At 61.4% G+C, this 21,829-nt stretch carries 19 protein-coding genes and 3 pseudogenes; 3 read left to right on the top strand and 19 right to left on the bottom strand.

What is annotated here, in order from left to right; all coding sequences use genetic code 11:
• Nucleotides 1-82 precede the first annotated feature (82 nt).
• On the top strand, nt 83-424 hold the full coding sequence (locus JAO75_RS20310; protein ID WP_199050965.1) for a hypothetical protein: 342 nt from the start codon (nt 83-85) through the stop codon (nt 422-424).
• Nucleotides 425-524: 100 nt separating this feature from the next.
• Nucleotides 525-971, top strand: a complete 447-nt coding sequence (locus JAO75_RS20305; RefSeq protein WP_246742621.1) for a c-type cytochrome — start codon at nt 525-527, stop codon at nt 969-971.
• A gap of 17 nt (nt 972-988) precedes the next feature.
• On the opposite strand, the gene JAO75_RS20300 is transcribed toward JAO75_RS20305, so the two are convergent.
• The 11 genes from JAO75_RS20300 to JAO75_RS20250 all read right to left on the bottom strand — a co-directional run bounded on the left by JAO75_RS20300 (nt 989) and on the right by JAO75_RS20250 (nt 13,155).
• Nucleotides 989-1,237, bottom strand: a complete 249-nt coding sequence (locus JAO75_RS20300) for a metal-sensitive transcriptional regulator (protein WP_246742630.1) — start codon at nt 1,235-1,237, stop codon at nt 989-991.
• Nucleotides 1,238-1,769: 532 nt separating this feature from the next.
• Nucleotides 1,770-3,299, bottom strand: a complete 1,530-nt coding sequence (locus tag JAO75_RS20295) for a L,D-transpeptidase family protein (protein WP_199050964.1) — start codon at nt 3,297-3,299, stop codon at nt 1,770-1,772.
• A gap of 57 nt (nt 3,300-3,356) precedes the next feature.
• Nucleotides 3,357-4,370, bottom strand: coding sequence for an ABC transporter ATP-binding protein (locus JAO75_RS20290; protein ID WP_199050963.1), 1,014 nt, complete (start codon nt 4,368-4,370; stop codon nt 3,357-3,359).
• Nucleotides 4,363-5,343, bottom strand: coding sequence for an ABC transporter ATP-binding protein (locus JAO75_RS20285; RefSeq protein ID WP_199050962.1), 981 nt, complete (start codon nt 5,341-5,343; stop codon nt 4,363-4,365). Before JAO75_RS20285 ends, JAO75_RS20290 begins: the two co-directional genes overlap by 8 nt.
• A complete protein-coding gene (locus tag JAO75_RS20280; RefSeq protein WP_199050961.1) occupies nt 5,340-6,161 on the bottom strand; it encodes an ABC transporter permease in 822 nt (273 codons plus the stop codon). Before JAO75_RS20280 ends, JAO75_RS20285 begins: the two co-directional genes overlap by 4 nt.
• Nucleotides 6,162-6,170: 9 nt before the next feature.
• Nucleotides 6,171-7,106, bottom strand: a complete 936-nt coding sequence (locus tag JAO75_RS20275) for an ABC transporter permease (RefSeq protein ID WP_199050960.1) — start codon at nt 7,104-7,106, stop codon at nt 6,171-6,173.
• Between the two features lie 83 nt (nt 7,107-7,189).
• Nucleotides 7,190-8,737, bottom strand: a complete 1,548-nt coding sequence (locus JAO75_RS20270; RefSeq protein WP_246742629.1) for an ABC transporter substrate-binding protein — start codon at nt 8,735-8,737, stop codon at nt 7,190-7,192.
• 155 nt (nt 8,738-8,892) lie between these two features.
• Nucleotides 8,893-10,575, bottom strand: coding sequence for an amidohydrolase (locus JAO75_RS20265; RefSeq protein ID WP_199050958.1), 1,683 nt, complete (start codon nt 10,573-10,575; stop codon nt 8,893-8,895).
• A gap of 88 nt (nt 10,576-10,663) precedes the next feature.
• Nucleotides 10,664-12,145, bottom strand: a complete 1,482-nt coding sequence (locus tag JAO75_RS20260) for a M81 family metallopeptidase (RefSeq protein ID WP_199050957.1) — start codon at nt 12,143-12,145, stop codon at nt 10,664-10,666.
• Between the two features lie 366 nt (nt 12,146-12,511).
• Nucleotides 12,512-12,655: a hypothetical protein gene (locus JAO75_RS20255; RefSeq protein ID WP_199050956.1), complete on the bottom strand. Its 144-nt coding sequence runs from the start codon at nt 12,653-12,655 to the stop codon at nt 12,512-12,514.
• A 35-nt stretch (nt 12,656-12,690) separates the two neighbouring features.
• Nucleotides 12,691-13,155 (bottom strand): substrate-binding domain-containing protein, encoded by a 465-nt coding sequence (locus JAO75_RS20250; RefSeq protein WP_343234664.1) that lies wholly within the window; start codon nt 13,153-13,155, stop codon nt 12,691-12,693.
• Between the two features lie 59 nt (nt 13,156-13,214).
• Here JAO75_RS20250 and JAO75_RS20245 point away from each other — a divergent pair, with 59 nt between their 5' ends.
• Nucleotides 13,215-13,496, top strand: coding sequence for a hypothetical protein (locus tag JAO75_RS20245; RefSeq protein ID WP_199050954.1), 282 nt, complete (start codon nt 13,215-13,217; stop codon nt 13,494-13,496).
• Nucleotides 13,497-13,606: 110 nt separating this feature from the next.
• Here the strand turns inward: JAO75_RS20245 and JAO75_RS20240 are convergent.
• From JAO75_RS20240 to JAO75_RS20205, 8 genes and pseudogenes are all read right to left on the bottom strand, one after another.
• Nucleotides 13,607-13,729: pseudogene (locus tag JAO75_RS20240) on the bottom strand (transposase); the annotation flags it as partial.
• A 541-nt stretch (nt 13,730-14,270) separates the two neighbouring features.
• A pseudogene (locus JAO75_RS24975) lies at nt 14,271-14,717 on the bottom strand (recombinase family protein); the annotation flags it as partial.
• A pseudogene (locus JAO75_RS20235) lies at nt 14,612-15,273 on the bottom strand (recombinase family protein). The pseudogenes JAO75_RS24975 and JAO75_RS20235, both read right to left, overlap by 106 nt.
• Before the next feature lie 707 nt (nt 15,274-15,980).
• Nucleotides 15,981-16,610, bottom strand: a complete 630-nt coding sequence (locus JAO75_RS20225) for a histidine phosphatase family protein (protein ID WP_199050952.1) — start codon at nt 16,608-16,610, stop codon at nt 15,981-15,983.
• Between the two features lie 55 nt (nt 16,611-16,665).
• Nucleotides 16,666-17,334 carry a phosphoglycolate phosphatase gene (gene gph / locus JAO75_RS20220; protein ID WP_199050951.1) on the bottom strand — a complete coding sequence of 223 codons (669 nt, stop codon included), beginning with the start codon at nt 17,332-17,334 and terminating at the stop codon, nt 16,666-16,668.
• Between the two features lie 92 nt (nt 17,335-17,426).
• Nucleotides 17,427-18,524 (bottom strand): ABC transporter ATP-binding protein, encoded by a 1,098-nt coding sequence (locus JAO75_RS20215; RefSeq protein WP_199050950.1) that lies wholly within the window; start codon nt 18,522-18,524, stop codon nt 17,427-17,429.
• Nucleotides 18,525-18,552: 28 nt separating this feature from the next.
• A complete protein-coding gene (locus JAO75_RS20210) occupies nt 18,553-20,235 on the bottom strand; it encodes an ABC transporter permease (RefSeq protein ID WP_246742626.1) in 1,683 nt (560 codons plus the stop codon).
• A gap of 127 nt (nt 20,236-20,362) precedes the next feature.
• The gene (locus JAO75_RS20205) at nt 20,363-21,685 is read right to left on the bottom strand and encodes an ABC transporter substrate-binding protein (protein ID WP_199050948.1); all 1,323 of its coding nucleotides are present in this window, start codon (nt 21,683-21,685) and stop codon (nt 20,363-20,365) included.
• Between the last annotated feature and the right edge of the window lie 144 nt (nt 21,686-21,829).

Raw genomic sequence — 21,829 nt, 5'->3', positions numbered from 1 at the left:
AAGCCGCAGGAACAGGGCGGCGGGACTACAACATCACGATGGGGGCTCCACGACAGCAACGACAGCAAATGGGAGACATCCGATGAGAACCTTTCCCCCACTGGCCCTGACCGGGCTTCTGGCGCTGGCCGGGACGGCCGCCCTGGCTCAGGCGACGGCGCCAGCCCCTTCAACGCCGGGTCCCGCGCCAGCCGCTCCGATGCAGGGCATGGGGACGATGCAACCCGGCACCGGCCAAGCAAACCCCAGTGGTCAGGCTCCCGGGCAACAGGGTGGAATGATGAGCGGCATGATGCAGGGCGGCTGCCCCATGATGCAGCGCAACGCTCAGATGGCGTCCAACATGGAGCAGATGCAGAGGCAGATGGCCGAGATGACGGCCGTGATGCGGCAGATGCAGGAGCAGATGAACCGGACACGGTGATCTGACGAAAGCATGTGAGGAGCGGGGCCGATCGCTCCGCTCCTCACCGGTTGAAGATCGTACGTTGGGAGATTGTGCCGGAACCTGACCGGATCCGGCCATGAGCATGATGCATGCCACTCGAAACACCGCTTTTGTCTTGGTGCCCTCAGCCTGTGCCCTTCTGATCGGCACGGCGCTCCTGTGGGACGACGGGAGTTCTGACAGGATTGTCCTGGGTCGACAGCTCTACGGCGCCTATTGCGCCTCCTGCCACGGCGCGGCTCTCCAGGGCGAGTCCGACTGGCAGAGCCCCAAACCGGACGGGCTGATGCCGGCGCCTCCGCACGACGCGAGCGGCCACACCTGGCACCATTCGGACGAGGAGCTGTTCCGGATCACCAAGTTCGGCATGGACGCGGTCGTGCCGAACCACCGGAGCGCCATGCCGGCATTCGGTGGTTCGCTGTCGGACCGGGAGATCGAGGCCATCCTGGCCTTCATCAAGAGCACGTGGCCTGAGCGCGAGCGCACTTACCAGCAGGAACGAAGCCGCTCCTCATCCTGAAGGCTGACCGCCTCGTCTCACGAGCGCCGGCCGAGGTCGCCCATCAGGCGAGTGATCTCGTCCACCAGACGCTGGCGCTCTCTGTCGGGGAGATCTCGGGACAGGCTCGCCTCGATGCAGGCCTTCACGTGATCGTTCAGCATATCGGTCTGCACCCGCCGCAACGCGGCGATGACCGCATTGACCTGATCCGCCACGTCACCGCAGTAGCGCCCGTCCTGGATCATCTGCTGCAAGCCCCGTACCTGCCCTTCGATACGGCGCAGGCGCGGTAGCTACCGCGTGTGATCGCCTGGAGCGTGCTGAGCCAGAACCGCACCTATGAACCACGAACCGCGGCTGTGATGGGTTGAGGGCAGCATCGCCCCTGCCCGGCATCAGCCGCCTGGAGCTCGCCGAGGTCTGCGAGAGGAAGACGAGATGGAGAACGGTCGCGCCGTCGCATTGGTGCTCTGGTGACCCTAATGGCCGAAAGGGCCGATCCGCTAATGAGAACCAGTGGGCGCGGATATCCATGATGGCCAGGAGCACTGCTCCATGAAGGGCCGGATACATTAGCGCAAGACCAACCTCGCCATCTCCAAAGCCTCTTGCGACGCACGGTCGGTCCATACATTGGGGTCAAACTGAGCCGTTGGATAGAGCCTTCTGAAGGCCAGCTTACTCTATCATTACTGAAGTTCGGCCTTCGTCTGCCTCGTGCCACCAGGAGACATTCTCAGAAGACGGGTTAGTTGAAGTTGTCATTGAAGGCATCATCTTGCGTCGGTTTGCCGCGACAGGCGATGCCAAGACCGGTCACCTTATGTCTGCACGTCGAGCTCGGTCGCTGGCCACGCCGAAATAGCAGAGCCCGTCACCGGAACTTGCCGTGTGGTTAGGGAAGATGATGAACCCGTCGGTCGGCGCATTCAGCACCTCTCCACTAGCTCGGCGCGCGATGATCTGCCCAGCGGCAACCCTGTCGCCTGTCTTCCAAGTGCCTTCGAGGCAATCGCCCTTGGCCTCGCAGACAAGGACATCCGCAACCCGGATGACGGTCTCGACCGTGACGCTTGGCGATGAAGAATCGATCATCCTGAGATGAGCCAGGGCGCGGACGATTGCCGAGTAGCCGATTTCCACCGCGCGGGGGTCGTCATGCGAGCCGCATTCCAGGGTCACTCCATAACCGCCCGAGAAACGCATGTACTCCGTGGTGCCGACCCCCTCCGAGATCGTCCGGCTTGTCAGACCAAGCCTTTCCCGCTCCTTCAGGAAGCGTGCATAGATATCGAGCCAGCCGTGAATGACTATGGAGGTACCGAGCCTCGCCGCGAACTCTCCTTCCGGTGTCGCATGGCGGAATGGCTCCATAGGTCCTGTATTGTTGGGAGGTCCGGCGAAAACGAACGGTTCGCCTTCTCCCCGAAACGAGTGAATATCGAGCAGAACATCGTGCTCCCTCAAAAGCGAGCAGATGCGGTTGCCCACCCGATCCTCATAGTCCTCGGGGATCGTCTTCTCGCGCAGGTCCCGGTTCAGGTTCCGATCACCCTCCCGGGTATTCTGGCGATAGGCCTTCATGTTTGCGACCGGCAGAAAGGTCACCTCGCCCCGGCGCACTGAAAGGCGGCCCATATGGCAATCGCCGATGGCCCGGAGAATGGCCTGCGGTCCGCAGGTCTCGTTGCCGTGAACAGCGCCAACCACGATTAATTTTGGACCTGGAACGAGGCCGGTGAAACGGATAGTTTCGAGGGGAGTTTCCGGATCAAGCCGCACTCGATCTGCAGATTCCTCATAATCGATATCGATGAGCATACCTGGTTGCAGACGCCGGGAAAATTCAAGCATGTGCTCCCGTGGGATCCCGATGCAGCCGGCGGTGCCGCTCATGTCTGTACGGGCGGCATGAATGAAGATGGCGCTGCCGCGGCCCCTCTCTGCGACAGCATCGTTGAAGCCAATCGGAACGATAACCTCGAAGAGACCCTCTTGGCGGCGTCTCGTCAGTCTCTCGTCTGCGCGCTCATCATCTTCGGAGAAGACAAGCCGGTTATAGTCAGGCCCCTCCTCCTCCCAGATCATGGCATCGGAGAGGGGAACAAACGGGAAGGCGAGATCGCGCGGGAAATTCGGAGCGGCAACAGGGTCGAACAAGCCATAGCGCAGTGGAAAGACGCCAATGGGCGTCCGCTTGTCTCCCTCGCGCTTATAGGATGTCTGCACCAGCCCTCCAGCCCCGATTGTGCACGGCACCGACCAATCACCTACGATCAGCTTGCCGATATGAGAGGGCCCGCCCGCCCGCGGGACACGAACGAGGATCTTCGGTACGCTGGTCATCGCAGAGGACTTTCCGAGAAGCTTTCAGAAGCTGATATGAGGTGAGCACATTGCTGGCTACACGGACGAGACCAGCGCCTCGTTTCGTACGGCCAATTCATGGACCCGGCGGCACCGGACGAAATGAGCGCCCCCGATTTCCTCCAGCTGCGGCACCGGTGGCATGCGGCAGATGTCTCGCGCCTCGGGGCAGCGCGGATGGAAGCCACATCCGGTTGGCATGTTGAGCGGGTTCGGGATCTCGCCTGTGATCTTTTCACCCCGGCTGCGTTTGAAAGGATCCGGGATCGCGGAAATGAGAGCGCGGGTATAGGGGTGGCGGGGATTCGTGAAGATCGTCTCCCAATCTCCCGTCTCAACGATGCGGCCGAGATACATGACAGCGACCCGATCGCTCATGTGCTCGACGACCCCGAGATCATGGCTGATCATGATATAGGAAAGGCCAAGCGTTTCCTTGAGCTCAAGCAACAGGTTGATGATCTGCGCCCGAATAGACACGTCTAGAGCCGACACGGGCTCGTCCAGAATGATGATCTTCGGATCCAGAATGAGCGCCCGCGCGATGCCGATCCTCTGTCGCTGTCCGCCCGAGAACTCGTGCGGGTATCTGTCGGCGTGATCGGGCCTCAGGCCTACACGCGCGAGCATCTCGCCGATGCGCCCCTCGATCTCGCCTGTCGCCGTATTGCCATGGAGACGGAGCGGCGCCTCCAGAGTCTTGCGAACCGTCTGCCGCGGGTTGAGGGAGGAATACGGGTCCTGAAAGACCATCTGGGCGATGCGCGCCCGCGCCTTTCGGTCCATCCCCTCCCCGGAGACCTCGTGCCCATCGAGCACGATCCGACCGCGGGTTGGCGCCTGCAAGCCGAGGATCGTGAGCGCCAGGGTCGACTTCCCGCACCCCGACTCGCCGACGAGACCGAGGCACTCGCCCCTCTTCAGTTCGAGATCGACACCGTCCACTGCATGCAGGTGCCGGCGCGGACCGCCAAAGAGGCCGCCGCCGACAGGAAAATGGACCGCGAGATCCTCGACCTTCAAGATCGTGTCTTCAGAGGGATTATTCATGATAGTGACACCGTACGAAGCCGTCATTGCCAAGCGCAGTCGCGGCCGGATCCTCGGCCCTGCAGCGCTCGGTGGCGGCGTAGCAGCGGGGATTGAAGCGACATCCCGTCGGAAATGCCGACACGGGCGGAACAACGCCGGAAATTTCCTTCAGTCGTTGACGACCATGACGTGCGCGGGCGCCGAGCAGCGGCAGGGAGGCCACAAGGCCGCTCGTATAGGGATGACTTGGCGAGCGGAACACATCCTCGGCGGTGCGCTCCTCTACGAGCTTGCCCGCATACATGACGCCTACACGCCGGCACATGTTGGCGATGAGGCCGAGATCGTGGCTGATCATCAGAACGGCGGTTCCCTTGGCCGCGGAAAGCTCGCGGATAAGGTCGAGGATCTCGGCCTGCACCGTCACGTCGAGCGCCGTCGTAGGCTCGTCGGCCAGCAGAAGGTCCGGGCTGCAGGCAAGCGCAATCGCAATCATGACGCGCTGGCGCATGCCGCCCGAGAGCTGGTGCGGATAGTCCTTGATCCGGCGCTCCGGAGCCGGAACGCGAACGCTCGCGAGCGCCTCGACTGCAAGACGCTCCGCCTCCTTCCAGCTTGTCCCCTTGTGCAGCACGAACATCTCAGCGATCTGCCGGCCGACGGGTGAGAGCGGATTGAGAGCCGTCATCGGCTCCTGGAAGATCATCGAGATACGATTGCCTCGCAGCTTGCGCATCTCGGAGGCCGAAAGGTTTTGAATTTCGCGGCCGTCGAACCTGATCGTCCCACCGCCGATCATGAGCGGATCCCGCAGCAAGCCGATGAGAGCCAGGGACGTGATGCTCTTGCCACAGCCGGATTCGCCGACGAGACCCATCGTCTCGCCTCGATCGATGGTGAAGGAGATGTCCTGCACAGCGGGGAACCGCTTGCCGCCGACAGCAAGATCGATCCTGAGGTTCTCGACCTCGAGAAGGGGCTGCGCCGTCATGCGCGCCGTGTCCGTGCCTGCGGGTCGAGAATGTCGCGCAACCCATCGCCGAGCAGGTTAAGGCCCAAGACCGTCATGAAGATCGCCAATCCAGGGAAGATGGAGATCCAAGGTGCAGTCGTGATCTGGTCGCGCGCATCCGACAACATGCTGCCCCAGCTCGGGTAAGGCGGCCGGATGCCAAGACCGAGGAACGACAACGCAGCTTCGGCGAGCACTGCGCCGCCCATGCCCAGAGTCCCGATGACGATGATCGGCCCCAGCATGTTGGGGAGGAGCTGCGTCAGCATGATGCGGATATCCCCGTAGCCTAGCACCTTCGCAGCCTGGACGTAGCCCTGGCTCTTCAAAGAAAGTGCCGAGGCTCGCGCAAGCCGGCAGGTGAACGACCAATTGGTGAGGCCAAGGGCAATCAGCAGGCTGGTCAGCCCCGGATTCAGGATCGCCATGATGGCGAGGGCGAAGATCAGCGACGGGATCGCCAGCATCATGTTGGTCAAGCCGTTGACGACATCGTCCCACCAGCCCCCCCAATAACCAGCCGATAGGCCAAGGCACACCCCGATGACGGTGTTGATGAGCTGCGAAACGATGCCCACGGTAAGCGAAATCCGGGCTCCGTAGAGGACACGACTGTAGATGTCTCGTCCCTGAGCGTCTGTTCCAAACCAGAATTCTCCGCCGGGCGGCTCCTCCGCGTACATGAGATTGGCGTCCATCACCGGATCCGTATGCGCCAGCCAGGGCGCGAAGATGCCGGCGATGATCACGCCGCTGAACAATACGCCCCCGATCACGAGGTTTGCTCTGAACTTCATGTCGGTGCCTCAGGTATACTTGATACGCGGATCGATGATCGCGCACAGCGCATCGACAAGGATGTTGATAAGAAGGAACAGGAGCACGATCACCAGGATCGTCCCCTGGACCACGGGAATGTCGCGCAACGTCACGCTATCGACAAGGAGCGATCCAAGTCCCGGCCATGAGAACAGCTTCTCGATCACCACGGCCTGGCCGATGACCGTGCCGAACTGGAGGCCGATTGTCGTGAGGATGATGACAAGGGCATTGCGCGTGAGATGCCAACGAACGACCTTGCTCTCACTCATGCCCTTCGAGCGGGCGGTGCGGACGAAATCCGCATGCATGATATCGAGCACGGCAGCCCGGGTCGTGCGCGCCAGCAGCGCCAAAGGCGCAACGCCGAGGGCGATGGACGGCAGAATGAGATAGCGTGGGTTCCCGCCGCCATAGCCGAAGCTCGGAAGCCAGCCGAGCACAAGCGCGAACAGGTACATCAGCATCAGACCGAGCCAGAACTTCGGCAGCGACAGGCCCGACACCGCGCCGACCATGGAAACCGTATCGACCCAGCTTCCTGGCCTCATGGCTGCGATGAAGCCAAGCGGCACCCCCACGACAATGGCAAACAGCATGGACGCAAATGCGAGCTGCGCTGTCGGCCAGAGCCGCTCGGCGATCACGCTGGCGACCGGCTGGCGCGTCCGGAACGAGGTCCCGAGATCGAGTGACGCGAGCTGGGCGGCATATTTGCCGAAGCGGACATAAACCGGGTCTTCCAGCCCGAACTCCTTGTTCATGCGGGCCATGACTTCGGCATCCAGCACGCTGCGCCCATCATCGCTCATGCTCGATGCGAACGTTCCTGGAATGACGCTGAACATCACGAAGATGAGGGCCGCCACTGCCATGATTATCGGCAATGTCTGCAGCAGACGCCGCACGATGAAGGAAAGCATTCAAAACTCCACCTGACGTCCTGAGGCAATCTCAGGACGTCAGGATCTGCAGTTCAAGAGGTGAGCGCTTGCTCAATCCCAGCTTACTTGGCGGCGGGCGACGACGCGTCGACCCACATGTCCTCGTAGTTCTGGATCGCCAGCTCGGTCGCGTTCGGCTGCAAGCCCTTGACCCAAGGCTGGTACGCCATGACGGCCTTGTTGTAGTTGAACCACCACATCGGCACCTCCTCGCGGAGAATGGCATTCGCCTTCTTCAGGTTGTCGATCTTCTTGGCCTGATCGTCGGTCGCGGCCGCCTCATCCAGAAGCTTGTCGAACCCTGCGTTCTTGAACTGCGTGTAGTTGCAGGCCGATTGCGGCGTCGCGGAGTGGAAGCACTTGAGAGAGGTCAGCGGATCCGGCCCCGAAGTGTTCGACCAGATGAAGGCTTGATAATTGCCGCTACGGGCGACCTCGGATAGCACGGTTCCTTCGACAGGCTTGATCTTAACCTTGATGCCGACCTTCTCGAGCATTGGGATCACGGCCTCGACGATCGGGATACCCCAGCTTTCGTTGGAGGTCGCCGTCCACTCGAACTCGAACCCGTCCGGATAGCCCGCCTCGGCGAGGAGCTTCTTCGCCTTCTCGGGGTCGTACGGATAGGGCTTCATGTCTTTGTCGTAGGCGGGCGACGAAATCGGAAGCCAGCTGGTCGCGCGATAGGCCTTGTCCTTGACGAGACGCTTGATGATGAGATCCGCGTCTATGGCGTAGTTAATGGCCTGACGCACGCGCTTGTCCGCGAAAGGCTTGAAGCTCGGGTTCATGCCCATGACACGGGTATAAACCTCGGGGACTTCGAGAAGTCCCTTCGACAGCTCCGGATCGGCCTTGTAGGCGACATATTGCGTCGGGCCGAGGATGGACGTGTCGATCTCCTGGTTGCGGAAGGCGACGTCGCGAGCGGAGGCTTCACCCATGATCGAGACCGTGACCCGGTCGGCATGAGGCTTTCCGGGCTTGTAGAATTTCTCCCAGCGCTCGGCTACGAGACGAGATCCGGGAACGTACTCTACGAATTTGTAGGGGCCGAGGCCGATAGGCTTCGTGGCGAAGCTGTCCTTCGTGGCCTCGTCCGCCGGATAGATCGAAGTCATCGCCGGATAGAAACTGAAACCGGGGTCGACCCTCTCTGTCAGGGTCATTTCGATGGTGTGGTCGTCGATCTTCTTGAGGCCGGAAATTTCCTTCGCCTGACCCTTTTCGACATCGACAGCCCCCTTGATCAGTCGCACATATCGCGCGCCGGGATAGGCCTTCGAGCCATCCATCAGGCGCGTGTAGGACCAGATGACATCATCCGCCGTCATCTTGCGGCCGTTATGAAAATAGGCATCGTCGCGCAGCTTGAACGTATGCACGAGGCCGTCACCGGAAACCGTGACATCCTTCGCCAATTCGAGAACGGGTTTATTGGCGTTCGCATCCCAGTTGTAGAGAGAGCGGTGAATGGCCTTCGCCCAAATCTCATCCTGAGCACGGTTCGATGTGTGGATATCGAGGTTCGCAAAGCTCGATCCGTAGGGGGCGGTGAAGCGGATCGTACCGCCCTGACGCGGTGTCTCCGCATAGGCGCCTGCGCTCATTGTGAGAGCGAGCGCAGTGGTGATCGCGAACTTTTTGAACAAGGCTAATCCTCCAGGTTGTAGTACTCGCGGACGCGCCGGCAGGGTGCCGGCCCGTGTGAATACGAACATTTCTCGATGCAGTTACGTGTCGAGGCGGGTTCCCTTTTATGGTTCTAAGTGACGCCAAGACGATCGTGAACGATCGAACCTCCCCGGATCGTAAGGTCACACCGGGTGTTGTCAAGAATATCCTCTGGCGAGGCGTTCAGAAGATCACGCGAGAAAACAGCTATATCCGCGAGTTGTCCTGGAATGATGCGTCCTTTCACGTTTTCCATTTTCTGCGAGAAAGCGCCGAACTCGGTATAAGCCTGGAGGGCTTCCTCGATTGACACACGCTCCTCCGCATCCATTACCGTGCCCTTCCACGTCTTGCGGGTCAGCATGGCGTAGAAGTTCGGGAATGGGTTGGGCTCGCACACCGGCGCATCACTGCCCGTGGCAGGCTTGAACCCAAGATCGATCCACGTCTTGAAAGGGTAGCTCTTGAGCCCTCTCATCTCCCCGAGCACCGATACGTAGGCATCTCCGAAATCGTAGATGAACACTTGCTGCGGGCAGGGATAGATCCCGGCCTTGAGCATGCGCTCGTGCTGCGCGGCGGTCGAGAAGCCGCAATGCTCGATCCGGTGCCGCCGGTCTTTATCTGGCTTCGCCGCAAGAGCGCGCTCATAGGCTGTGATCAGTTGTTCGATGGCTGCATCTCCGATGGCATGGCAGATCAGCTGATACCCTTTGGTATGGGCATCCATGACGAGTTCGTTCAACTCATCGTCCGGCATCATCTGCACGCCGGTCGTGATGTCATCTCCGAGATAGGGCTCGGACATCCATGCCGTGCGGCCGCCGGCAGAACCATCGAGGAAGTACTTGACGCCCCCGATCATCAGCATGTCGTCGCCCGTTCCGGAAACGAGGCCCGCTGCGTAGCATTGCGGGACAATAGATTTGTCGGGATCGCCCAGCAGGGCGAGCCAGGTCCGCACCGGCAACCGGCCTTCTCGCTTGGCCCGATGATAGGCAGCGATCTCACTGAAGCCGCCGCGCTGTCCGACTGCAGCATCCATGCAGCTGGTAATGCCATATGAGAGGAGATGATGGCCGCCGCGCTCGATCGCGTTGACGAGATCATCCTCACTTGGCGGCGGGATAACGGCCCAGACAGGAGCGCGGGCGTTTTCCGCCAGAAGGCCGGTCAATCGCCCGTCGCGTTTCTCGATGAGGCCGCCGGGCGGCGTCGGCGAAGCCTCGTCAATGCCGGCCAGTTCAAGGGCGCGGGAGTTGCAGATGGAGACATGCCCGCAAGCGCGGATCAGCATCACGGGGTTGTTCGGGGCGGCACGGTCGATCTCATCCCGGTAGGGATGCCGCTTCACGTCGAGTTTCGTCTGGTCGTAGCCGCGCGCCAGAATCCACTCACCCGGCTTCGCCTTCGCGGCCCGGTCTCCGATTGCGGCGAGCAGAGCATCGAGAGTCGGTGCGGATGAGGGTTTGGCGTCGACCCAATCCATCATCATCCCGAGGGAGATCAGGTGCAGATGAGAGTCATTGAGCCCGGGGGTCGCCAACCGACCGTTAAGATCGATGATGCGGGTGGAAGGGCCGATGAGGGGCGCGATGTCGGCCTCGCGTCCCGTCGCCAAAATGCGATCCTGCCAGATCGCCACTGCCTCGACGATGCCTTCCTCCCGGCCGCACCAGATCGGGCCGTTCCTCAGGACGAGATCGGCGATGGGCCGGGCCGTGCCTCGCTCTGTCGAGCCGGAAGCAAGCGACTCACTTGCAGCAATGTTCATTCCCTATCCCCAAATGTTTCCTGCGACGGACGACGGGCCGACGCAGCCCGTCAAGCGATGCGAAGCTCCACGTGATCAATCGATGAAATCAGATGGCATCCAGAGGCCAGATCGGCCGCCTGACCTTCTTGTAGGGGCGCTCCTTGAAGTTGCGTGTCGATAGGGCGCCCGTGTCGACCTCGAGCACCTCGCGCGCAATCGGCTCGAATGCAGCGCGGAAATGCTGCATGGACTTGACGATGATGGTCGACTTCCGCGTCGGATCAACTCCAAGCGACGTGAACTGTCCGAGGTCAGTGGCCTGCCCGTTGTGACTGATCACGACGATCTCCACACCGCCGACACGCAGCAGCAGGCTCAAGCCGTAGTTGCGCCGCGCGCCGCCGCCCATGGGGCCGTAGGCAATGAACGAACCGTCAGTGATTGCTGCCACATGGCCGGTGATCTCGAGCGGCCCGCCTCCCATTGTCGGATCGGTCTTTCCTCCGAGCATAAGAGTTACTTTGTTGCCAACTCCGGCAGCCTGCGCCTGCAGCACCGCTTCGGGGTCGCAGATCGCATGGAAGCCGACATTCTGGAGATCCGCATCGAGCACTGCCTTGAGCAGCCGCGTAGCATCTCCATAGGCTCCAGAGCCGGGATTGTCGGAATAATCGGCAATGACCAGGGGTTTGGTCGCCCTCTCTTCGCCGGCCTTTGCTTGGGTGATAGCCTCGTCAAGTGGGGTGAAGTGGATGGACGAGAACGTTCTCTGTTCCCAGGCATAATCCATGAGCCTCTCTGCAATGGCCTGGGCAGCAGCTCGGTCATTGCCGGTGACGGCGATGGAGGGGCCGATGTCATGAACATCAGCCGAAGAGAAACCGGCTTGCACGCTCACGACGAGCGCCTTTCCGGCAGTCTCGATCTGGTCTCCGCGGCGAAGGAGCTCCATCATCGGCGGCGACGTGGTACGCCCTCCGTCCAGGGCGTACAGGATTGGGCGCCGAGCGAGCGCCACCTTCGGCGACACCTCTCCGGCCATAGCTTTTTCGAGCAGCTCCGCTGCCTGCCAGGTGCGCTCGTATTGGTCGACATGCGGATAGGTTCGGTAGGAGATCAGGGCATTGGCGTTGTCGGCCATCTGCTGCGTCACGGTAGCGTGGAGGTCGAGAACCACGACAAGCGGTACATCGTCGCCGACCCGTGCCCGGATGCGTGCGAGTAGCTCGCCCTCGCCATCATCATAGCTTTGGGTCGACATGGACCCATGGAGATGGAGAAGAATCCCATTCACCTCGTCGCAAGCATCGAGAATGCGCTTCGTCACCGCCTCGAAACAGTTATCCGTCACGCGGCCCGACGGATTCGCTCCTGCCACGACCGGATGCACAACATCCCAAGCGAACTTGTCAGCCGCTTCGAAAGCTGCGCCGATGGACGTACGCGTGCGCTTGAATGCCTTAGGGATTTCGTCTCCCAAATAATAGCTGGAGTTTTTGAAAGCCTGTTCATCCGTCAGCTGAACGCTGAACGTGTTTGTCTCGTGCATGAACTCCGCAACGAGGACGCGCCGTGCCACTTCCACCATTCCCTCCCTTGCTCCCCGCTCTAAGGGAGCAGCGTTCCAAGGTCCGGCGATAATTTCATTACGCCAGCCCAATTCATTCTAGAACTCGCTTTCGTGGAATGTGGCAAAAAAGAAACCTTTCTCCAAACGTTATTTTTTGCTCAGCCAACGCTTATTGGCATCCACTAAGGGACCTCCGGAGCAGGAACGGGAAAGTAGAAGCTATCTTGTAACGCGCTCATGCAGCGGAAACGAGAGCTGATCGGCGAGCGGTTCCAAAGTTCTCCGCTCCCGATCAGTGCCTGCTTTGCCGTTTAGGGCTGCTCAAGCCGCAAGGCCCCCACGTGCCAGCAATGGGCGTCTGAACAGCGGAACGGTTGCAAAATGCTACGGCAGGTTCTCGCGCAGGAACAGGTTGATGCGAAGCGGTTCTATCCCGGAGAGCGCCGCTCGCCCCTCTCTCAGGTTCTTGAAGATCCGTACGCGGTTGAGAACCATTGCGGCGTGGTCCTGCGTGATTGCCGCGTCCATCGTTCCGTCGATCAGCAACGCTCGTGTGTCCGGTGTCAGTCCATGAACGACGAATACAACATCCTTCTCCCTGTGGGAGTCCTGTAAGGCCCGGCCGATGCTCCGCCGACATTGTAGATCCCGACCAGATCGGAATTTCCCGTGAGAAGCCGAGGTGTCTGGCGGTAGTTTTCGCTCGCGTCGTCATGCCCCTCCCGCAGAACGATCACCGACAGCCCCGGCACCATGTCCTTGATCAGGTGGCGGAATCCGGTCTCCCGCTCCTCGTGTCCTCGGTAGCTCCGGCTGCCCGCGACCAGCGCGACCTTGCCGTTTCTGGCCCCGAGGATACGCCCGATCAGCAGACCGGCGGTCCGGCCAGCCGCGCGGTTGTCGATGCCCACATAGGCGTCCCTGCGGGAATGCGAAAGGTCAGAGATGAGCGTCAGGACCGGAAGGCCGTGGACCGCCAAATCCTCAACGGCATCGCGCACAAGCGGGTGCTCAAGCGCACTGAGCACGGCCCGTCGGCCTTGTGCTTCAGCGCCTTCAGCGCACGAGCCAAGGCTCGGGGGGCGAAATGTTCGACGAACTGGCACAGGCTGACAACATTGAACGGCCGGAGTTGTTCGTCGGCCGCCGAGATGTAATCCCCGAGCATGCGCAGATAGCGGTTGTTGCCGGAGGGAAGGAGGAATGCCAAGCGCAACGGCTTCGGCCTAAGGGCCTCAACGCCAGGATCACGGTGCATCAGGTTCTGAAGGGAACGATGCCGTTCTTCGTTCCTCTGCTGCTTGCTCTCACAGCCATCAGCATTTTCCCTGGGTTGTCCACTTTCCTGCCCAATCTCTTGTTCAACTAAGATTTAAGCTTCTTGAACAGCCCAGCTCATGAGTTCTCGCGGCATCCTGGGTTATCCCCGACCCGCCTCCTTGATCAGAAGGAATGACCGACAAGTGGTACTACTGCCTGTTAGTGATTGAGCCAGTCGATTGCTGCGACCAGATAGAGCACGCCCATGAAGGATGAAGCGGTCTTCTCGCAGCGGGTTGCAACGGCGCGCCATTCTTTGAGCCTGGCCCAGAGCCGCTCGATAGTCTGAACGCAAATGACAAAACCGAGTGGCTTCACCGGCAGAGCTAGTCGGAATGGCATAGCGGATCTCGGCCTCCCCATCAGTGACGATGACGCGCACCACCAGCCACTCGATCAATTGCCGCTTCTGCTCCCAGGATGCCTGCTCAAGCCCGGCCCGCACTCGGCGGCAGAACTCGTCGATGCTCAGGCTCAAGCGGGCAAGTTCGATCTGGCGATCCACCTGGGCCTCCAGTTGCCGCACCTGGGCGGCGAGGGCCTCTTCGGCTTGGTCCAAGTCACACCGGCGACGCCGGAACTCTTCAAGTCCTAACACCTCCGCCAGATACGCCTCTGTGAGATGCTCGATCTGCCGCTGAAGATGGGCTTGGCCGCGCCGGAGCACCTCGCGGCGCGCCTGCAACTCCTGGGGCAGCCAATGTCCCCCATGTGCCCGCTCCAGGCCAAACCGGATCGCCTCCGGATGGGTGAGCATCTCACACAAGTCGGTCCAGACCATGTCATCGATTTGCTGAGCCGGGATGAAGCGGGAGGGGCATCGGGTTTCCCGATAGGACTGCCGCGCCGACTGTTTGCCACGGCAGCAATAATAGCAGTAGCCGGATGGCAAGCCGCGGCCCAAACACGCCAAACCACAGACCCCACAGCTGACAAGGGCGCGCAGCAAATAGCGGTGGGCCGTATTGTTGCGACGGGCAAACTGCCGGTTCTGGGCGATCTTGGTCTGCACGCGATCAAACTGCTCCTGTGTGACAATCGCCGGAACTTGCGCTACGGCAATCCAGTCCTCCGGCGGGCGTACGCGGTAGGGGGCGGCCTGAATGCGACCAGCATACACCTGTCCGGCGTAGACCGGGTTGGTCAAAATGGCCCGCAAGGTCGTCACGTTCCAGCGCCCTTGCACCCGCGGTGGCGGTACAGCATCCTGCTGCAGCTTCTTGGCCAGCCCGAAGAGACTGTGGGCCTCGTCCGCGTACCAGCTATACATCTCGGCCACCACGGCAGCTTCAGCCTGATCAAGCCGCACTCCAGCCGGATCCCGCGGCCGCTCGGGGTCAACCCGATAACCGTAAGGTGGGCCGTCCACGGCAGCAGGATCCCGGCCTGCAGCTTGCGCAAGCGGCCCCGGCGCATGCGCTCGGCAATCAAGCTGCGCTCATACTCGGCCACGGCGCCGCGTATCTGCAGCAGGAGCTGATCGTGCGGATCCTGGCTCATCGGCCGGTCGAGGAACTCGACCTCACAGCCTGTGGCGGTAATCTCCTCGAGCAGGAGAACTTGATGCACATAATTGCGCGCGAGCCGGTCCGGTGCCGTGATCAGAACCCGATCGAGTTCGCGCAGCGCCGCGCGGTCCCGTAGCCGCTCCAGACCGGGCCGTGTGAGTTTAGGCCGCTATAGCCATCATCACGGAAAACGTGCTCAGGGGCGACACTCCAGCCCTGCCCAAGGGCGTGGGCCTGCAGGCGGTCAACCCGCTGAGCGAGGCTGTCGGCCTGCGCTTGGCGCTGGGTGGAGACCCGCGCATAGATCCCGGTTCTCATGGTTCACCTCCCGTGCGGGAGGCTCGGCGCCGGCCGGGACCGCGGCGTCTTGGGACCCCTTTCTGGGCAGCAAGAGCAGCGTTCTCGGTCGCAACTCGGTCGAACTGACATTAGCCCCATCCAAAGCAGGGGTCGCCGCGCAGGATTTCGGGTTAGGCCGTCACTTTGCTCAACTTGACCGCCATTATGGCTGATGAGCTCCGACCAAAGCCAACGTTTCCTCGAAGAGATGAACCGCGGCCTGCCCACCGACAGGCGACTGGGAACTCTGTCACAACTCCCGGCAACCCATCTCCCTCCCCGGCCGGGCCGCATCTGGACGAACAGCTCACATAGCGCCTGACCCTGCCTGCTTCGGGTAAGCACCGTTGCCGTGAACTTCCCGGACATGATCTCGGCGTTAGCTCGGCGCTGGGCTTAGCCGAAAGAAAGCCTGCACTGAGTCAGGCAGTGGAATTCGTTCACTGACAGGAACGGTCCGGTGTTCCTATTCAAGATCGATGTTCGGCCGACATCTGGGAAGCGCCATACCCGAACATTGGTCGATTCTCCGGGAGGCTTGCTGTTTAGCGGCAATTGATGTCCACCCAATGACTCCGAGGTGGCGCCCACGCCAAGGCACCCACTGACGAAGACTAGGTGATGGGATCGTCCAAATATCCGGACGCGGAGGAGGCAAGGGTCGGCATCTGGCCCACAACCGTCCGCTAGACAGGAGCATGATCCAGGCCTGACGTTCTCAAGTCGTCCGGCGACGGAGTTATATTGAATGCTACAAGACGTGCGCCGGGCCATTGCGCCGCGCGATTAATATCGAAGATCGTGATGGCCGCTGGTGCAATGGGCGACAGGTTGGATGGTGTTAATCCTACCAACACGTCGCAGGCGGCTCGGACCACCCCCTCATGGGCGACGATGACCACGTCACCGTCGGACCGGTTGACGGCGTCATCGATCGCTGCGCCGACGCGCTCGCGAAACGGCTTCCACCCTTCACCGCCCGGCGGCGTGTAGGATCCAAGCCGCCAGTCGCGGTAGGCGCCCCGGTCGGATGCTTCGATCTCCTCAATCCATCGTCCGGTCCAGTCGCCGAGATCCATCTCGCGCAGGCGCTCGTCGGTTGCAAAATCGGTAAAACCGAGAAGCTCAGCCGTATGGCGAGCCCGGCTCAGATCAGATGACATGACGCGACCAGGGGCCGGACCGTCCGCGAAGAACTTGGCCGCGCGCCGGGCCTGCTCGATGCCACGTGGCGACAGGGGAGCGTCTGCATGACCCTGCAGACGGCGCTCCGCGTTCCACACGGTCTCGCCGTGACGCATCAGGATGAGTCTCATAGATCATATTTCCAAGATGAAAATTCTGCCGCTCAATCGTGCCTTCTTCGGAGTTTCACGTGGCAGCGTCGTTCACCACGATGGGCAGCAGCTCGGACATGGTGTCGATCAGGCGCTCCGCGCCCAGTTCCGCGTGAGGCCTGTGGCTGTAGCCATAGGTCACCGCGAAGGCGCGCACGCCGGCTGCCCGGGCGGCCTGCACATCATGGTAGTTGTCGCCGATCATGAGGGCTGCTTCAGGAGCCACGCCTAGACGCTTCAGCGCTGCATGGATCGGAGCCGGATGCGGTTTGCGCTCGGGAAGCGTGTCGCCCCCGACAACGACATCGAAATAGGCCCGCAGGCCCAGCGCCTCCAGGATCTCGATGGTAGCCGCGTAGGGCTTGTTGGTGACGACCGCCAGCGGAATCCTAAGCTCCCGCAGACCGGACAGCGTCTCCACGACGCCTGGATAGGCCTCGGTATGGCGAGACGCATTGGCCTCGTAGATCTGCAGGAAGCGGACCACGAGCGTAGGAAGGCGCGACAGATCCCCTCCCGTCGCCGAGACAGCACGCTCCACGAGCTTGGGAGCGCCGTCGCCGATCATCGACTTGACTTCGTCGAGATCGATCTGTCGGAGTTCCTCCTCCGACAGAAGGACGTTCACTGCGTCCCGGAGGTCGCGTGCGCTGTCGACGAGGGTTCCGTCCAGGTCGAAGATGATGGCTTTAAGGGAAGGCATGCGGTCAGTACTAACTCTTGGGGAACGGAGTGCCAACGGCGGAAGGAAGAGCATTTCTTCCGCTCGAGGGCGATGCCGTGCGATGGGGCGCCTCAGGCAGCGAGCCAGAGGGCTGAGCGTAGGGACAGGCTGATCTCCACGGAGGTGCCTGGCTGGTGGAGCGTCTCTCCCGAATGGAAAGGCGTGTCGATGGAGACCTCCGCGGCACCGATCCTCACGACATAGCGCAGCGTGGAACCAAGGAACTCACTGTGCACGATGATGCCCGGCAGCAGAACATCTCCCGCACCGTGTCCAGCCAGGGACGCGTGCTGCGGTCGGAAGACGAGCTTGGCTCCCTCCGGCACGACAACCTGAGCCGGGATCGGCAGGCGAACCCCGCCATCGATGTCGAAGAACCGCTCGCCTCCCTCATGCACCACGCGCCCCGGCAGGATGTTCGCCGTGCCGAGGAAGTTCGCCACGAACAGATTGGCAGGTTTTTCGTAGAGCTCCATGGGCGTGCCGACCTGCTGCACGACTCCGTCGTTCATGACGGCGATCCTGTCGCAGATCGTGTTGGCCTCCTCCTGGTCATGGGTGACGAAGATCGTCGTGAGACCCAGCCGCTGCTGCAGATCGCGCAGTTCCCTCCGCACCTGAACGCGCATCTTGGCGTCCAGATTCGACAAGGGCTCATCGAGAAGCAGAACCTTTGGCTCGATGGCAATTGTGCGGGCTACCGCGACACGCTGCTGCTGGCCACCTGAGAGCTGCGACGGGCGCCGGTCGGCGAGGTGCGCGAGCCCGACGAGTTCCAGGGCGGCCGCGACGCGTCTGTCGATCTCAGACCTTGGGACCTTTCGCTCCTCAAGGCCAAACGCAACGTTGCGCCTCACCGTCATGTGCGGCCACAGGGCATAGGATTGGAACACCATACCCACATCGCGTTTCCAGGGCGGCAGACGCGACACATCCCGGCCGCCGACCAGAACCTCACCGCCATCAGCTTGGTTGAACCCTGCGATCAGGCGCAGCAGAGTGGTCTTTCCGCATCCGGACGGACCGAGGAAGGCGAAGAACTCGCCGGGCCGGATATGCAGGTCGATGCCCTTGAGGACATGGTTGGTGCCATAGGATAGATCGACGTTTCGGATGTCGACATCGACGGCGTTGGTGCCAAGCTTTGAAATAGGAAAAGGCTGGTTCATAGGTGTCGTTTCCTCGGGTCAGACGCGATCAGCGGCTGGCCCCTTTTGCCTTCTGGCTTTTCTCGATGATCATGTGGGACGCGAAGGTGCACAGAGCGACGAGCAGCACGGCGATGACGCCCAGCGCCGCACCGGGACCGCGCCCGGCTGCCGACTGCATGAAGACATAGAGCCCATAGGCGAGAGGCGCGTCCGCATTCGACTGGACGAGCATCAGTGTCGCCGAGAGCTCTACAGCGGCGGTCGCAAAGCTCGTGACGAAGCCCGCCAGGATGCCGCCTGCCATGAGCGGCAGAACCACGCGCCGGACCGTGCGCATCTTTGTGGCGCCGAGATTCTCCGCCGCCTCCTCAAGCGAGACCGAAATCTGCTGCAGGGCGGCGTAGCAGGCGCGCAGGGCATAAGGCAGACGCCTGATCGCCAGCGCCAGCACAATCGTGATCCACAGGGTGGCGAGCGGCGTGCCGTCGGGAAGCTGCACCCCATAGAAGGTTCGCAGATAGCCGATGCCCAGCACGACACCCGGTATTGCCAGAGCGGCGGTCGCGGCCCAGTCGAGCCATTCGCGGCCGATGAGTTTCGTCCGCAACACCAGATAGGCGATAGCGATGCCGAGAACCACATCGATCAAGCCCGCAATGGAGGCATAGAGGAGCGTGTTCTTGATGTACACGAAGCTCTCGCCGAACACGCGGCCGTAATGCGCCAGGGTGAAGGCGTCCGGCAGAGGGCTGAAGGACCATATGGTCGCAAAGGAGAGCAGCAGAAGCCCGATATGAGGTGCCAGCACCAGCAGCAGGATAAGCAGAACGGTCGCATAGGCGAGCGCACTCTCCCAAGGGCGCATCGTCCGCTTCGCCAGGCCGCCGCCGCCCCGCTGAACAGTCGCATAGTCCTTGCCGCGCATGGCGCGGGCGGAAATCCACATGGCCAGGATCGACATGCAGATCAGCACGACGGAGATCACGTATCCCATAGGATCAGCGATGCCGATGGAGGTGACACGCAGGTAGGCCTGCGGCGCCAGCATGTCCTTGACGTTCAGGAGCAGCGGTGTCGCGAGATCGTCGAAGACCTTGACGAAGACGAGCGAAGCGCCGGCGATGTAGCCCGGCATGGCAAGCGGGAATACAATGCGGTGGAACAGCCGAAACCCGGAGCTACCGAGATTCTGTGCTGCCTCTTCCATCGACCGATCGATATTGCGCAGAGCCGTCGAGAGATTGATGAGGATAAACGGGAAGTAATGCACGGCCTGAACGAAGATGACCCCGTTGAGCCCCTCCATGAAGGGAATCTTGACACCGAACCACTCATCGAGAAGCAGGTTCACCGTTCCGTTCCGGCCGAACAGGAGCAGCATGGCGACAGCGCCGACGAACGGCGGCATGATCAACGGCAGAAAGCCCAGCGTCTGGATCAGCATTGCGCCGCGGAATTCGAACCGCGTGGTGATGTAGGCGAGTGGAAGAGCGAAGATCGACGCGACGACCACAGACATCGCGGACACATAGACCGAATTCCAGAATGAGCGGATGAACAGATCCGTTCGGGCGAAGTCGAGAAAGTTCACAAGGGTGAACTCGCCCGTTCCCTTCTCCGTAAAGGCGACATAGATCACCGTTCCGACAGGCACGATGAGGAACAGAACGAGGAAGACGGTAATCCCCAGTGCGAGGGCGATCTGCCCCGGAGTCGCCGACAATCGCATGAACCTGGAAGATACGGACGGCGCATGCGCTCGCCCGGCGGTCGTGGCGCCAGCCATGGACGCTCTCCTAAAATCCGAAAAGGGCTTATGCGGGCGGCTCGCTTACGCCAGCCGCCCGCTGGAAAGATTAGCGTGCGAGCTTCAGGGCCTGCTCGGCCTTGGCCTGTGCCTGCTGGTAACGCTCCTTGGCAAACGCGGCCCATTGCTGCTCAAGCTCGGCCTGACGGGCACCCTTCTCCTTGCCGCCCGTGAAGGCGCCGGTGATCTCGGACGATGAGGCCTGCTGCTCGGTGACTGGCATGACGGCAACAAGATCGCGAGCCTCCTTCACCAGAGCCTTGGCGTCCGCATTGTCCTTCTTGGCGATTGCGGCCTCAGCGTCGTGGATGGCCTTGGTGGCCGCCTTGAGCGCGTCGAGTTGGAACGTCACGGTTTGGTCGTAGAGGACGTCGACGACGTTCGTGCGCTTCTCCGACACGTTCACGTCGAACTTCACCCGCGCCCCCAGGGACGGGTCCTTGAAGGGATTTGGATAATCCGCCGGAGCCTTGGCGTAGACTGCCGGGTTCACGGGCAGGCGGCGGATGCTTGGCTCGAGGAGAACTTCCTGCCCGGCGGGAGAGACGAGGTAGTCGACGAAGGCCTCGGCCCCAGCCTTGTTGGGAGCATTGGCAACCACAGCGACATTCGCCGGAACGATTGTTGTCACAGTCGGATAGACGAACTTCACCGGGAAGCCAGAAGCCTGAGCCGAGAAGGCGAAGAAGTCGATCACGATGCCGAAGCCGACCTGCCCCGAATTGACCGCCTCCGGCACGCCGAATGAACGCTCCGTGATCTGGCGGAAGTTTCCGGACACTTCCTTGAGCGTGCGCCACCCCTGCTCCCAGCCCTCGCCCTGCAGAATCGTCTCAATGGTGAGGTGCGTCGTACCTGAGCGCGATGGCGCTGCCATGGCGACGTGATCGAAGTAGACGGGCTTGGCGAGATCCTGCCAATCCTTGGGTTCAGGCAGCTTGTTCGCTTTGGCGTAGCGGTCGTTCCACATGATGCCGTAGCCGGATGCCGCGAAGCCGGAATACAAATTCTCGGGGTCGTTGATCGGATAGGAGCCGATCTTGTCCGGAATGCCCTCGGCCTTCGGCTTATGCTTCTGAAGCAGGCTCTTGCTCTTCAGAACTTCGAAGGCGTCCGGGGCAGATGCCCAGAAGATATCGACCTGGTTGTTGGCTTTCGTTTCCTCGAGGAACTTCACACCCGCGTTCGTGTTGCGATTCTGGACGTCCAGGGTCACACCCGGGTGTGCCTTCTCGAAAGCCTGCTTGAACGGATCGGTCACATCCTTGGAAAACGAGGTCACGACGGTGACCTTGCCGGACTGGGCGAAGGCAGCCCCTGTAAACAGGGCAGTGCCGATCAATGCCGCCGTGGCGACGGAATGGCGAAGCATCAGTTTCCTCCAACTTTTTGGCTCTTGACTTGGGTCCGCGCGAGGGCGTCCGTACAGCCTTATGCAACAATCGTGCCAAACTTGGCCAAATCACATCACCATTGTTCTAAATAAGGATTTCCAGGCGCAACTCCCGAACGGGCA

The organism is Microvirga splendida, from assembly GCF_016427565.1.
Lineage (GTDB): Bacteria > Pseudomonadota > Alphaproteobacteria > Rhizobiales > Beijerinckiaceae > Microvirga > Microvirga splendida.
The sequence above is the reverse complement of the archived record's forward strand: the minus strand, read 5'-3'. Positions and strand labels throughout refer to the sequence as shown.

What these genes read in the sequence shown, in the direction of transcription:
- JAO75_RS20210 (WP_246742626.1), bottom strand. Translation starts at nt 20,235, where the DNA reads ATGCGATTGTCGGCGACTCCGGGGCAGATCGCCCTCGCACTGGGGATT.
- JAO75_RS20265 (WP_199050958.1), bottom strand. Translation starts at nt 10,575, where the DNA reads ATGAACATTGCTGCAAGTGAGTCGCTTGCTTCCGGCTCGACAGAGCGA.
- JAO75_RS20270 (WP_246742629.1), bottom strand. Translation starts at nt 8,737, where the DNA reads ATGAGCGCAGGCGCCTATGCGGAGACACCGCGTCAGGGCGGTACGATC.
- JAO75_RS20305 (WP_246742621.1), top strand. Translation starts at nt 525, where the DNA reads ATGAGCATGATGCATGCCACTCGAAACACCGCTTTTGTCTTGGTGCCC.
- JAO75_RS20275 (WP_199050960.1), bottom strand. Translation starts at nt 7,106, where the DNA reads ATGCTTTCCTTCATCGTGCGGCGTCTGCTGCAGACATTGCCGATAATC.
- JAO75_RS20205 (WP_199050948.1), bottom strand. Translation starts at nt 21,685, where the DNA reads ATGCTTCGCCATTCCGTCGCCACGGCGGCATTGATCGGCACTGCCCTG.
- JAO75_RS20285 (WP_199050962.1), bottom strand. Translation starts at nt 5,343, where the DNA reads ATGACGGCGCAGCCCCTTCTCGAGGTCGAGAACCTCAGGATCGATCTT.
- JAO75_RS20215 (WP_199050950.1), bottom strand. Translation starts at nt 18,524, where the DNA reads ATGAACCAGCCTTTTCCTATTTCAAAGCTTGGCACCAACGCCGTCGAT.
- JAO75_RS20280 (WP_199050961.1), bottom strand. Translation starts at nt 6,161, where the DNA reads ATGAAGTTCAGAGCAAACCTCGTGATCGGGGGCGTATTGTTCAGCGGC.
- gph (WP_199050951.1), bottom strand. Translation starts at nt 17,334, where the DNA reads ATGCCTTCCCTTAAAGCCATCATCTTCGACCTGGACGGAACCCTCGTC.
- JAO75_RS20225 (WP_199050952.1), bottom strand. Translation starts at nt 16,610, where the DNA reads ATGAGACTCATCCTGATGCGTCACGGCGAGACCGTGTGGAACGCGGAG.
- JAO75_RS20260 (WP_199050957.1), bottom strand. Translation starts at nt 12,145, where the DNA reads ATGGTGGAAGTGGCACGGCGCGTCCTCGTTGCGGAGTTCATGCACGAG.
- JAO75_RS20290 (WP_199050963.1), bottom strand. Translation starts at nt 4,370, where the DNA reads ATGAATAATCCCTCTGAAGACACGATCTTGAAGGTCGAGGATCTCGCG.
- JAO75_RS20245 (WP_199050954.1), top strand. Translation starts at nt 13,215, where the DNA reads ATGTTCGACGAACTGGCACAGGCTGACAACATTGAACGGCCGGAGTTG.
- JAO75_RS20295 (WP_199050964.1), bottom strand. Translation starts at nt 3,299, where the DNA reads ATGACCAGCGTACCGAAGATCCTCGTTCGTGTCCCGCGGGCGGGCGGG.
- JAO75_RS20255 (WP_199050956.1), bottom strand. Translation starts at nt 12,655, where the DNA reads ATGGACGCGGCAATCACGCAGGACCACGCCGCAATGGTTCTCAACCGC.
- JAO75_RS20310 (WP_199050965.1), top strand. Translation starts at nt 83, where the DNA reads ATGAGAACCTTTCCCCCACTGGCCCTGACCGGGCTTCTGGCGCTGGCC.